The organism is Pseudomonas sp. 3HC3 (genome assembly GCF_044904505.1).
GTDB classification, from domain to species: Bacteria; Pseudomonadota; Gammaproteobacteria; order Pseudomonadales; family Pseudomonadaceae; genus Aquipseudomonas; species Aquipseudomonas putida_Y.
The window spans coordinates 90,173-102,239 of sequence record NZ_JADDRH010000001.1 but is presented as its reverse complement, the minus strand read 5'-3'; the positions used below and the strand labels follow the sequence as shown (position 1 = coordinate 102,239).

The window sequence follows — 12,067 nt, the reverse complement described above, 5'->3', positions numbered from 1 at the left end:
CGCCTGGTCCACGCTGGGAAGCACTGCATGCTCACTACCCTCGCCATCGGCAACTACCGCTCGATCAACCACCTGGTGCTGCCGCTGGGCCAACTCAACCTGGTGACCGGCGCCAATGGCAGCGGCAAATCCAACCTGTACAAGGCACTGCGCCTGCTGGCCGAAACCGCACAGGGCGGTGTGGTCGAAGCCCTCGCCCGTGAAGGCGGGCTGGATTCGACCTGGTGGGCCGGCCCAGAAACCAGCGCACGAATGCGGCGCGGCGAAGTGCCCATCCAAGGCCAGCATCCGAGCGAAGCCAGGCGCCTGCGCCTGGGCTTTGCCACCGAGGACCTCGGGTTTGCCATCACCCTCGGCCTGCCAATTCCCCTGCCGTACCCGACCGCGTTCATGCTCGACCCCGAAATAAAGTGTGAAGCCATCTGGGGCGCTGGCGCCTATCGACCCTCTTCCTTGCTGGTCGAGCGCAAGAACGCCCTGGTGCGGGCCCGCGAGGGCAACAGCTGGGCGGTGCTCGATCAGCATGCTGACAGCGGCGAGAGCTTCTTCAACATCGTCGGCCGGCCCCGCCAGGCACCGGAAATCGGTGACCTGCGCGCGTTCATCAACAGCTGGCGGTTTTACGATCACTTCCGGATTGACCGTGATGCGCCTTGCCGTCAACCCCAACTGGGCACTCGCTCGCCGGTGCTGCATCACGACGGGCGCAACCTTGCCTCGGCGTTGCAGACCATTATCGAAATTGGCGATGTGGAGGATCTGGTGGAAGCGCTGAATGACGCGTTTCCCGGCAGCCGTCTGGAGATCAATGCGCCACCTGGCGGGCTGTTCAGTGTAAGGCTGCACCAGCACGGTCTTTTGCGCCCGCTCGAGGGTGCTGAATTGTCGGACGGCACCCTGCGTTATCTTCTACTGATGGCTGCCCTGCTCACACCACGGCCGCCATCGCTGATGGTGTTGAACGAACCGGAAACCAGTCTGCACGCGGACCTGCTCCCGGCCTTGGCGCGGCTGATCATTCGTGCATCACGCCGTAGCCAGGTTTGGGTGGTATCGCACAGTGCGCCATTAATCAACGCGCTGGCAGCCTGTGACGGGTGCAATGTGCTAGAGCTGGAAAAAATACAAGGGCAAACCCAGCTGCGGGGGGTTGGGTTGCTGGATGAGCCGCTGTGGCGCTGGGCTGACTGAATTCAAGTGACGGTACGAGCCCGGCATGACTAACCGGCCCCGGTAATCTCATCCATGAACTGGGTAAGAAAGGTTTCAAGCCGGGTATGACGCTCGGCAGCGAGGCGAGCCCCTTCTTGGGTTTTAAAGCCCGAGGCGAGCTTGAGCAGTTTGGTCTGGAAGTGCTCGATGGCATACGCCCCGTCCTGGTACGCCCTCTGCTGCGCGAAAGGGTTTTCGAAGTCATAGAGCGCCGACCCCATTCGCCCGGAGACGTAAAAACACCGGGCAATACCCACCGCGCCTATGGCGTCAAGCCGGTCACTGTCCTGAAGGATGCAGGCCTCACGTGTCAGCGGTTCGAACCCCGCCGAGTAACTGTGCGTTTTGATCGCATGCACTACTTGCTCAACACGCACACTCGGCCAGCCCATCTCAGCAAGGGCTGATGCAGCCTTGTTCGCCGACAACGTCGAGGCCTGCCCACGTAACGGCGAATGCTTTTCCACCGCCACACAGTCGTGCAGCACCGTCGCCGCAAGCACGATTTCAAGGTCGCCACCCTCCACCCGCTGGATGCGCTGCGCATTGACCCACACGCGATGAATATGGGCCAAGTCGTGGGAGCCATCATTCTGGTCGGGCGGCAGATACTTCAGCAAGTCAGTGGCAAGAGACTGATAAGGGGCAAACGCTTCGCGGGTCATCTTCGGTAGGTTCCATTTCCGGTGAATGCACGGGTTCACGGGCGCCGTCCGGACGCTGCCCTGGGCAAGTACCGAGAGCATGCATGTCAATTTCAAAGCCTGTACAGCACTGGCAGGAGCAGCCTTGTGCTGCGATGAGGATGTTACTGCCAAAGTAGATCCTCAGCCCTATCAGCACCTTGCTACTAAGTATTTCCGTCAACAACACGTTTGTTACTGGGAGCACTTGTATTCGATCAGCAAGGAGTCAATGGATGTCCGCTCGCTTTTCCTCCCCCGCCACCCGTATTCGCCAAACCGCACTAGCGGTCAGCTTCGCGGGCTCGCTGCTGGGCACTGCACATGCCTGGGCCGAGCCTGTGGGTTACAGTATCCCGGCAGGGTCATTGGCTCACGCACTCGACCAGTTTGCCGACGCCAGCGGGGCAGTCATCAGTTTCAGCCAAGAAGAAGTCGCTGGCTTACACAGCAAAGGGCTGCACGGCAATTACGCGCTGCATCAGGCGTTGGCAGAACTGCTGCAAGGCAGTGGCTTGCAGGTGCAGGCAGCGGGCGACAAGCGCTTCATGCTGATTAGCGCTGAACAGGATGGCGCCATGGAGCTTGCGGCAACCACCGTCTCCAGCATGGCCCTGGGTGCCACCACCGAAGGCACCGGCAGCTACACCACCGGCTCGGTCAATACTGCAACCGGGCTGCGGCTGTCAGCACGCGAGACACCACAATCGGTCAGCGTGGTCACCCGCCAGCAGATTGAAGACCAGAACCTGAACGATGTCGCCCAGGTGCTTGAACAGACACCGGGCGTGGTCGTTGACAGCATGGGGCCCACCGGCAGCGACGCCAACCATATCTACGTGCGCGGCTTCGAGGTCGGCAGCATCCAGGTGGACGGCATCAACCGCCCCGATACCTTTGGCTTCAGGGACGACCTCTCCGACATGGTGTCCTACGACCGGGTAGAGGTAGTGCGCGGTGCCACGGGCCTGATGTCAGGCACTGGCGACCCGGGCGCCACCGTCAACCTGATCCGCAAGAAGCCGACCCTGGAAACACAACGCAAGCTGACCTTGAAAGCGGGCTCGTGGGACAACTACCGCACCGAACTGGACGTTTCTGGCAAGTTGACGCAAAGCGGCAATGTCCGCGGGCGTTTTGTCGCCTCCAATACCGACAGCCAGAGCTACGTCGACCGCCAATCGCTGGAACGGCAGGTGGCCTATGGGGTACTGGAGTGGGACATCACCGACAGCACGATGCTGACAGCAGGTGCGGAATATCAGGAGATGGACAACGACGGGGCAGGCAACCACGGCTTCCCGATGTTCAATTCAGATGGCAGTCACTTCAGCCCCTCCCGCACGTTCAATTCAGCTTCGGACTGGAGCTATCACAAGCGTCGCACCAAGACGGTATTCACTACGCTGGAGCATCAACTGGACAACGGCTGGCAGTTGAAAGTGAATGCCGAACACAGCCGTCGCAGCTATGACGACACCTTTGCCACGGCTGCCAGCGGCACCGTCAAGCCCGATGGCAGTGGCATCAGCACCTGGACGGGGCGTTGGGCCGGCGAGCCCCGGCAGACCTCGTTCGACCTGTCGGCGTCGGGCCCGTTCGAGCTGTTGTCACGCGAGCACCAGGCCTACGTCGGGGCCAGTCACTACCGCGCCTACTACCGCAACGACGGTTACCCACTGTGGACGATCCAGACCATCGACAACATTTACACCTGGGACGGTTCGCTGGCGATACCGGACGCCATCCATGCCAAGTCCTCGGAAGACGCGCTGGATGAAACCCAGGACGGCCTGGTGGCTTCGGTACGCTGGAGCCTGGCGGATGACCTGTCGCTGATTACCGGGGCGCGGCTGATCGACTGGAAACGCGACGAAACCTCTACCACCCTGTCGTCCGTCGCTACAAGCCGCACTTCGCGTAGCGAAACCGGGGTCGTCACGCCCTATCTTAGCCTTGTGTATGACCTCAACGAGAACTGGTCGGCCTATGCCAGTTACACCACCATTTTCAAACCGCAGAGCAACAAGGATATCAACGGGACCTACCTGGACCCGTTGGAAGGCATTAACTACGAGCTCGGTCTGAAGAGTGAGTTCTGGGACCAGCGGCTGACCACGGCTTTCAGCGTATTCGAGGTACACCAGGACAACCTGGCGGTAGCCGACGGAAGCAACCTGGCGCCAGACGGCAACCAGGCCTACCGTGCCGAATCGGGTACCAAGACACGTGGTTTCGAGATGGAAATGGCGGGCGAGATTTTGCCTGATTGGCAGGTCTCGGCCAGCTACACCTATGCGGTGAGCAAGGATTCGGATGGCGACCGCCTGAACACTGAAATACCGCGAGACACCTTGAAACTGTTCACCAGCTACCGCCTGGCGACCCTGCCACAGTTGAAGGTAGGGGGTGGTGTGCGCTGGCAGGGTACCGAGTATTACAAGAGCGCCGGGCCCAACAACGAAACGTTCACCCAGGACCCCTACAGCGTGGTCGACCTGATGGCTCAATATGCCTTCACGCCGCAGACCAGCGTTTCACTGAACCTCAACAACGTGTTGGACAAAACCTACTACACGGCGATTGGCGCGCGCGGCTGGTATGGCAGCCCACGCAGCGCCACGGCCACGTTGGTGTATGCGTTCTGACCCGCCAAGGCGACGCCTGATGGCCCCTGAGTTCGCAGATCAGAACACCGACCATCCGATCCGCGAACTGAGCAGCTCAAGCGCCGCCATCCCGGCCAGGGAGTTGCCCGCAGCGTTCAACTCCGGCGACCACACGCATACGGTAAATTGACCCGGCACGATCGCCACGATCCCGCCACCCACACCACTCTTGCCAGGCAAACCCACCCTGAAGGCGAAATTCCCCGCCTCGTCATACAGCCCGCTGGTGGCCATGATCGAGTTCACTTGTTGGGTCTGGCGCCGCGTCAGGATCTGCTCACCGCTGTGCTTGCAAAATCCATCATTGGCCAGGAAGCAGAATGCCCGCGCCAGGTCCAGGCAGTTCATTTGCAGTGCGCAGTAACTGAAGTAACTGCGCAGCACCGTCTCGACCTCGTTATGGAAGTTGCCAAATGACTGCATCAGGTACGCCATGGCAGCGTTGCGCGCGCGAAACTGATATTCCGAATCAGCGACCCGGGTATTGATCGAGATGTGGGGGTTGCCTGAAAGCCGTCGGACAAAATCGCGCATGGACAACGTGGGGGCAGCGAAGCGCGACTGATTGATATCGCAGATCACCAATGCCCCTGCATTGATGAACGGGTTACGCGGCCGCCCGCGCTCGAACTCCAGCTGCACCAAAGAGTTGAACGGCTGCCCCGAAGGCTCATGCCCCAACCGCTCCCAAATGGCTTCACCCGAATGGCCAATGGCCTGAACCAGGCTGAACACCTTGGAAATGCTCTGCACCGAGAATGGCACCTGCGCATCACCTGCGCAGTGGTAACTGCCATCGTTGCCATAGACAGCGATACCCAGTTGGTTCGCCGGCACGTCAGCCAGCGCGGGAATGTAGTCAGCGACTTTGCCCTTGCCGATCAAGGGACGTACTTCGTCAAGAATCTCGTTCAACAGCGTTTGCATGGAAGGCCCTGTATCAATCCCCAGACGACGGCTAGGGGCATTCCTCTTGACGAAGACTGAGCGGGAGAGATCACACATTCAGAAACAAATCACCGTCAGCGTCATCATCGCCAGGAAGATCGCCGCGCGTTACGGCCGTGAAGGCAGCTGTAAAAAGCTGCGAGGGCCGGCCACGCGCCGCACCGATGATAATCCACAAGGCAATCTGTCGGCCGTGATGGCGGCAAGCATCATTTCATTCGGGTTCGTGTTCATCCACCCGTTCATGGATGGGAACGGGCGCTTGAAAACGGCCTGTTGCTTCCTGTTTCGGTTGCCATGAAACGCGAAGAACGCCTGTATCTGGAGACACTTCAGGGATATTCCGGGCCCGTGCGAGAATACTGGCAAGTGCAATGGATCGATCACGAGCAGTTTACATTTGAGTTCATCGGAGCTGACGCGATCTACCGATTCTGGGATGCCACGCAGTGCGTTGTATTCACCTGCGCTGGAGGTCGAGCTGCGCGATGAGACGGCCTTTCTGGAAAACTATGACGCCGTCTACAGGGCCGTTGATGAGCGATTCGATGTTCGCGGCAGCGACCTCGCAAACCTGGTCATGATGTGCCTGAGCAATGGCGGGAGCGTGTCAAACAATCGGCGTAAGCAGTACCTGTACAGGGTCCCCGAGGCGGTGTTCGACTACATCGAGCTGACCGCGCAACAAGTGCTTGCCGCCCAGCGCTCAGCCGCTCAAACGCATCAGGGAGCAGAGACACAGACGGATGCATAGTGTTGAGTGGAAGAGCGTCTATTCATGGAACGAAAAGCAAGCCGCGCAGCCCCGCGACTGGGTTATCCGTAGCGCTCACTCTGGCAGGGTAGAACGGATCGAAGCGTGGATTGGGGTTTCAAAAATCAATGAATACGGCGAGTGCACTGAGCAGCAAACAGAGGCTCGCGACAGCCGTTAAATGCACGCGCATCGGCAGATACCACCCAGGCACCGCTTGCGCCAGTTTGCGATCCTGCCAAAGATGGCCAATAAAACCAAAGGTCAACACCAGACACCCCACCGGCACAGGCAGCAACGTGCCAACCCAACCGATCAGGGCCGGTATAACGCTCCACACCAGTCGTTCTTGACGCTGCTTCGCGGGCAAACCCTGCAACGTCATGGCAAACCCCCAGTGCAGGGCACCGACGAAGCTCAATATCACCGCGCCATAGCCAACCAGCATCATCGAGAAAAACGCTCGATATTCAGCCCAAAAAAGGATGAGCAGCGCCACACCAATAAACGGCAGCAGACCGCCGTAACCCAGGGCAGCGAAGCGGCTTGGAGATAACGCAGTAGCATCGGTATTCATCTGGGCGCCCCTTCGCGACGGTTCAGGACCGGACGTCAACTGTGTCGTCCAATGAGGTTCAGGAATTCGTGCCGCGTCGAGGGGGCGTCGCGAAATGCACCTAACATCACGGATGAAATCATCACCGAGTTTTGCTTCTCTACACCGCGCATCATCATGCACATATGCTTGGCTTCGATCACGACCGCCACCCCTGCGGCATCCGTGACTTCCTGCACGGCATACGCAATTTGCCGCGTGAGGTTTTCCTGTATCTGTAAACGACGGGCGAACATATCCACCACGCGTGCAACCTTGGAAAGGCCTAACACGCGTCCTGTTGGCAGGTACGCGACATGAGCCTTGCCAATAAACGGCAGCATGTGGTGTTCGCACAATGAGTAGAGCTCAATGTCACGCACCACAATCATTTCATCGTTTTCACTCTCGAACAGAGCACCGTTTACGACCTCGTGAAGATCCTGGGCATACCCGTTGCACAAGTACTGCATCGCTTTTGCCGCACGCTGGGGTGTATCCAGAAGCCCTTCGCGCTGCGGGTTCTCACCAATGCCGACGAGGATTTCATGAAAGTGCTCGGCTAACGAATGTGACATTTGGACTCCTCACCGCTACAGCGGTGCCCGCCATCGGGATGTGGTAGCCAGGCCAAGTGTGGCCTCAATCGACAGAACAGCCTGTAAAGAACCGAAAGCACGGGACGTAACGGACGCCAGGACAGTGGCGCGACCCACAGGCCCACATCCGCAGCACGCCAACTCCACAAGGTGGCGTCCAAGCCTGTAACCCAGTGCCCGCTCGCGAACCTTCCATGCAGGCATGACCTCAGTTGTTCAACCGTGAAGCCCAACGCCCCTGCATCGAAATCATCAGCACTGATGTCAACCAGGGTGAGCTTTCCCCCAGTCGATTTCATGCGCAGGAAGGCGATCTCCCGAGCGCACAATGGGCAGGCGCCGTCAAAGTACAGCGTGAAGGGCCACTTGCAATACATGTACAACCTCGCATGATTGTACAGGTTTTTGTATAAGTTAGCTGAAACCAGGAAATTCGCAATGGGGGGGGCTCGGGGGGGGGCCGCCGGTGGATTTGTGTTGCCGGTGAGATCGCGCGCCGCCCGCGCGATCTCACTGCCACCAAACCTCCCATGGCAGGCACCCTCCACTCGCCGCACCCGGATTTGCTAAGATCGCGGCATTTCCGCTGGGTGAACTGCGTATTCACTCAAGCCCTTGCAGCCTGCTGGAAGACCTGATGAACAAACTGACTCTGCCTTTCGCCATCTTCGTTAGCGTCATCATCACTGGGAAGATCGCCGAGCATTACGGCCTGGAGGGCAGCTGGAAAGTCGGCCTGCTGTGCCTCGTGGCAGCTATCGTCCAGATCGCGGTTACCCGCTTTCAGCGCCACCAGCGGCAGAAAGCCGAGCTTTGAAGGGCGCGGGGCCCTCTGGATGATCATGTTATGGGGACCTTTCTTTCACCCAATTTTCACAGTGGCTTGGGCAGGATGAAGCTATCCCTACGTGATAGTACTTAGCCCGCCTCGGCGGGTTTTCTTTTGCCCGCCTGTTTCCTGTTTAAGTTTTGAGGAACGGGAGCGGGTCGAAAAATCAGAAATTACCCCTTCCTTGTAGGCCATTTCCCAAAGATACTCCTCGCGCCTGATTTTCGTTGCACATGGAAATAGTCAGCCCTAGTCTCGATCCGTCGCTGCCAATTCAGCGACCGGTTTTGACAGACCGCTGACGTTGTCCTCATGTGCTCGCTTTCATGGCGGCTGTACGTGTGGGCACCCTGTGGTGCGCCGAGTGCCAACGTCTCGGTCTGTCAACCCGCGTACAGCTGCCACCATCTTGTTTGACAGCAAGGTTGAGGTAGCTCCACTTTCCGACGTTGGAGTTACGCCATGCTCAAGATCGTTCCAGACCCACCCCACCGGTCCCTCTGCCTTGAAGACACCCTGATCCAGGCCACGGATTACGCGCTTTGCGCTGCAACTGTCGTGCATCAGGCAATGCTGCTGCAGCCCAAGTCACCAGCGTCGATTCTGATGATGACCTCGATGCATGAACTGGAGACCTTGAGAGCTTTACTCGAGTCCGCAATAGCCCAGGTGCAGATGCCCACTGAACCTCGCACTACGCACTGACGTCTCGCTGATGTACTGCCTGGGCCGGCCTCTTCGCGGATCCCCTCCCAGGCACTCCCTCAGCCTTGAAAACTGCCGTGCTCCTGTAGGAGCGGGTTCACCCGCGAATAGGCCCGTACAGGCTGAAGCAATCTTGGGGAAACTGAACAATGTCCACAGAAGAAACCAAATTCACCGTCGGCAAAACCACCTTCTACCAAGGTGAAAACCAGACCCATCCCCTCTTCCGCATCGAAGCCGGCACACCTTGCCAGAGTGCCCGTGAACAGGCGTCCGAGCTGATGGGCTATGCACGGGACATGACTCTGGATGGATTGATGGAAGACAAACCTCAGTTAATCTGGGCTTCGCACTACCTTTGCGCGTTGGCCAAGGCGCTGATGGATGATGCTGAACTGGGCATGATGCGCGAATGACTCATCATTGACTGGATGCCTTCAAGACCTAATGCGACTCCTGGTTTTGAAGGCGACTCAACGACCTAGCCCCTTGCCTCTTTTCTCGCTGGACGCGGTCCAAGATTCAGTTCCATCGATTGCGACATCAAAGCCGAACCTTCACGCAAAGGCTCCGGTGCGCCAACTGCATGAAATCCGCTCGCTTTGTACAAGTTCATCGCCGGGCTATCTCCAATCGTCACACCCAGACGAACACGTGCCGCACCGTGATCCTCAGCCCATTTGATAGCTCTCTCAAGCAAGGCACTCCCAGCTCCGATCCCACGTGCATCAGGCGCAACCCACATCTGGAAAATCTCGACAACGCCTGGCTCAACGTCGGATGCCTTGCACCACACCAAGCCACACGCCTCATTATTCCAATGAGCGAAGAAAGCTTGAGCAATGCTGGAGCTAGCGACGGCGGATACGCGGGTACGCCAATCATCGTCGTCCCGGCCTGATTCGCGCTCATGAGTACTCGCGAAAGCCTCCTGAGAGTCACGCAGGGCCCGCAGACGTAGATCCCGATAAGATTGCCAATCAGTTGCTGCTACAGGGCGAATAGCGAGCATACCACCTCCATTGTGCATTGCTTCAGCGAGAGCTAATGGCGCGTCAGAAGATATTCGTATTATTGGATTGAGCGCTGCATTTAGGCTATAGCCCGGGTACGCTTGGATGTGTATGCCTACTGAGGTTCGATGACCCATCGTCCGCGTAACATGCCTTTCAGCTCATCGACACTGAGGGTCATGTCGCGCTTGCGGTGGACTACCGCATGACAGTTGGCACATAACGTTACGAGGTCTGTCTCAGGATTCACAGCCTGTTCTCCACCAAATTTCGAAATAGGTACTACGTGATGAACGTGAATGAAGCCCTTTGCATGTTCGCCGTAAGCCTGCTGGAAATCAAAACCGCATGCTTTGCAGTGAAGCCCGTGAATAGCGATGGCCTTCATCCTAAGATCTTTCCGGCGTTCGTATCGGGTGCCAAAGTAGCTTGTCTTGCTGCCTTCATTAGCCGATTCAAATGTAATCGAATCGTCTTCTGATTGCGGCAGAGCAGTATCCAACCGCGGATCTAAAAGCTTCGCGTGGCTTAAGATAGCGTCGTAATCAGACTGAGAAATGAGCCGAACCCCGTCACGCCAGTAGTTACTCGCGCGGCTGCCGGGGATAGTCTCCATGTACGCGCCGTCGATTTTTGCGGGAACAGCGCTTTCAAATGGAATGAAATTTTCAATCAAAGCAAAAAGATCACCCTTATTACTACTGCTATCTGCGTAGACCTTGCCTATACGTGCCTTGCCAAAATAGTGCGGATTGGCACTCAGACGGACCGAGGCAAAGGCTTTATCTTTTATACGCCCTTTGTAGTAAACAACCTCGGTTCCCTGAGCGAGCAAGGTTTGGTAACGCTTGGGGAAGTGATAGACAGCGCCTGTCTGGTCTTCCCACTGTGATGTATCGTTTTCAACTATGACGACGGGCATTCCATTTTCCTCTCGACTGACGGCAGAAGCCTATCAAAAAAGAGGAATTTTCCTACAGCGCAGTGGAAAAAGGACAACATTCCTGCGTGATCACAGTCGCCCTAACCGCTCAAGCGAATTCTCTGCAAGGGTGGTTTTGCGTAGCTCAACGGTTTTCAAGATAGTGGTATAAGCGTCCAATCCATGCGGTTTCAGTGACGTAATCGATTTAAAAAAAAGACGAAACGGCACGGCTACAGACCGTTTCGCTCAAACCTGTCCCCAGGGGAAATTGCGTTTCTCGTTGGGTTTATGAATTCCATTTCTTTCTTGCGCGCTTCGAGCCTGAAGAGGCATGACACCAGGCGAGCACCGACGGCAGCACAGCCACTAAACTTGAGGGCTGATGGCAGCTTTGGCCTCAGAAGCGCTCATCACCGATAGCCGGCAAGATCAGCTCCCGTACGAACGAAGCCCCGGACAAGCGCAACAGCGCGTCGACCATAGTGACCACATCATGCACCGGTACCTGGCGCCGCTCGCCACGTGCTGCGGCTTGTGCCAATGGAGTGTTCAGGGAGTCGTCGGTATTCAGATAACCCAGTTGAAGCACGGTCACCGCCAGGTTGTCATCCCTAAAACCTTCGCGCAGCGCATCAGCCATGCCGTTGAGGGCGAACTTTGAGGCGCCGAACGCTACCTCCGGGCGCCCACTCTGGCGAAGAGCTGAGGTCGAACCGGTGAGGATCAACTGCGGCCGGGGCGCGCCAAGCAACTTGGGCACCAGGCGCTTGAGCAGAAGCAGCGTGGCCGTGATATTCACCTCGACCAGCCTGGTGATCGATTCGTCGCTGTCGTCAAGGAATGCATAGTGCTCACTGAAGGCGTGTTCTTCCCAGATGCCAACGTTGTAGATCAGGACATCCAGATCGGCAGGTGTCCGATCCGCGATCTGTGCTACAGCCGCCGTTGGCTTGGCAAGGTCGGCATCGACCCACTGCAGATCGATGCCCGGGGCAAGGGCCAAGTCTGACGGCTGATTGCGTGATACGCCGATCAGCGTGTCCCCTGGCTTGCCGAGCCCTTCGAGCAAAGCCCGGCCCAACCCTCTTCCGGCGCCTACGATCATCATCTTCATCTGTTGCTCCTTTTAACTGAA

The 12,067-nt window shown here is 57.8% G+C and carries 15 protein-coding genes; 7 read left to right on the top strand and 8 right to left on the bottom strand.

The annotated features are described in order from the left end of the window. Window positions 1–27: 27 nt before the first annotated feature. A complete protein-coding gene (locus tag INQ47_RS00725) occupies window positions 28–1,191 on the top strand; it encodes an AAA family ATPase (RefSeq protein ID WP_028698080.1) in 1,164 nt (387 codons plus the stop codon). Between the two features lie 29 nt (window positions 1,192–1,220). Here INQ47_RS00725 and INQ47_RS00720 read toward each other — a convergent pair whose 3' ends face one another. Then, the gene (locus tag INQ47_RS00720) at window positions 1,221–1,877 is read right to left on the bottom strand and encodes an HD domain-containing protein (RefSeq protein WP_404700786.1); all 657 of its coding nucleotides are present in this window, start codon (window positions 1,875–1,877) and stop codon (window positions 1,221–1,223) included. Window positions 1,878–2,131: 254 nt separating this feature from the next. Here INQ47_RS00720 and INQ47_RS00715 point away from each other — a divergent pair, with 254 nt between their 5' ends. Next, window positions 2,132–4,543 (top strand): TonB-dependent siderophore receptor, encoded by a 2,412-nt coding sequence (locus INQ47_RS00715; protein ID WP_404700785.1) that lies wholly within the window; start codon window positions 2,132–2,134, stop codon window positions 4,541–4,543. A gap of 39 nt (window positions 4,544–4,582) precedes the next feature. On the opposite strand, the gene glsB is transcribed toward INQ47_RS00715, so the two are convergent. Next, entirely contained in the window at window positions 4,583–5,491 is a 909-nt protein-coding gene (gene glsB / locus INQ47_RS00710) for a glutaminase B (protein WP_103462615.1), read from the bottom strand. Between the two features lie 46 nt (window positions 5,492–5,537). On the opposite strand from glsB, the gene INQ47_RS00705 reads away from it, so the two are divergent. Further along, window positions 5,538–5,813: a Fic family protein gene (locus INQ47_RS00705; protein ID WP_404700784.1), complete on the top strand. Its 276-nt coding sequence runs from the start codon at window positions 5,538–5,540 to the stop codon at window positions 5,811–5,813. A 138-nt stretch (window positions 5,814–5,951) separates the two neighbouring features. Next, window positions 5,952–6,266, top strand: a complete 315-nt coding sequence (locus INQ47_RS00700) for a hypothetical protein (protein WP_404700783.1) — start codon at window positions 5,952–5,954, stop codon at window positions 6,264–6,266. Window positions 6,267–6,384: 118 nt separating this feature from the next. Here the strand turns inward: INQ47_RS00700 and INQ47_RS00695 are convergent, their stop codons facing one another. From INQ47_RS00695 to INQ47_RS00685, 3 genes are read right to left on the bottom strand one after another with little or no spacing between them, the layout of a single operon-like run. Further along, window positions 6,385–6,843, bottom strand: coding sequence for a DUF3429 domain-containing protein (locus INQ47_RS00695; protein WP_404700782.1), 459 nt, complete (start codon window positions 6,841–6,843; stop codon window positions 6,385–6,387). 35 nt (window positions 6,844–6,878) lie between these two features. After that, window positions 6,879–7,439: a GTP cyclohydrolase I FolE gene (gene folE, locus INQ47_RS00690; RefSeq protein ID WP_021785002.1), complete on the bottom strand. Its 561-nt coding sequence runs from the start codon at window positions 7,437–7,439 to the stop codon at window positions 6,879–6,881. Beyond that, window positions 7,424–7,837 carry a thiol-disulfide oxidoreductase DCC family protein gene (locus INQ47_RS00685; protein ID WP_404700781.1) on the bottom strand — a complete coding sequence of 138 codons (414 nt, stop codon included), beginning with the start codon at window positions 7,835–7,837 and terminating at the stop codon, window positions 7,424–7,426. The genes folE and INQ47_RS00685 overlap by 16 nt, the downstream gene beginning before the upstream one ends. A 260-nt stretch (window positions 7,838–8,097) precedes the next feature. On the opposite strand from INQ47_RS00685, the gene INQ47_RS00680 reads away from it, so the two are divergent. The 3 genes from INQ47_RS00680 to INQ47_RS00670 all read left to right on the top strand — a co-directional run bounded on the left by INQ47_RS00680 (window position 8,098) and on the right by INQ47_RS00670 (window position 9,410). After that, window positions 8,098–8,277 (top strand): hypothetical protein, encoded by a 180-nt coding sequence (locus INQ47_RS00680; protein ID WP_404700780.1) that lies wholly within the window; start codon window positions 8,098–8,100, stop codon window positions 8,275–8,277. A gap of 474 nt (window positions 8,278–8,751) precedes the next feature. Beyond that, the gene (locus INQ47_RS00675; RefSeq protein WP_014860884.1) at window positions 8,752–8,994 is read left to right on the top strand and encodes a hypothetical protein; all 243 of its coding nucleotides are present in this window, start codon (window positions 8,752–8,754) and stop codon (window positions 8,992–8,994) included. 149 nt (window positions 8,995–9,143) lie between these two features. Then, the gene (locus INQ47_RS00670) at window positions 9,144–9,410 is read left to right on the top strand and encodes a DUF3077 domain-containing protein (RefSeq protein WP_404700779.1); all 267 of its coding nucleotides are present in this window, start codon (window positions 9,144–9,146) and stop codon (window positions 9,408–9,410) included. Window positions 9,411–9,475: 65 nt separating this feature from the next. On the opposite strand, the gene INQ47_RS00665 is transcribed toward INQ47_RS00670, so the two are convergent. The 3 genes from INQ47_RS00665 to INQ47_RS00655 all read right to left on the bottom strand — a co-directional run bounded on the left by INQ47_RS00665 (window position 9,476) and on the right by INQ47_RS00655 (window position 12,046). Further along, entirely contained in the window at window positions 9,476–10,006 is a 531-nt protein-coding gene (locus INQ47_RS00665; protein ID WP_404700778.1) for a GNAT family N-acetyltransferase, read from the bottom strand. 116 nt (window positions 10,007–10,122) lie between these two features. Beyond that, window positions 10,123–10,929, bottom strand: a complete 807-nt coding sequence (locus tag INQ47_RS00660) for an HNH endonuclease (protein ID WP_404700777.1) — start codon at window positions 10,927–10,929, stop codon at window positions 10,123–10,125. A gap of 400 nt (window positions 10,930–11,329) precedes the next feature. Next, window positions 11,330–12,046: an SDR family NAD(P)-dependent oxidoreductase gene (locus tag INQ47_RS00655; RefSeq protein ID WP_404700776.1), complete on the bottom strand. Its 717-nt coding sequence runs from the start codon at window positions 12,044–12,046 to the stop codon at window positions 11,330–11,332. Window positions 12,047–12,067 lie beyond the last annotated feature (21 nt).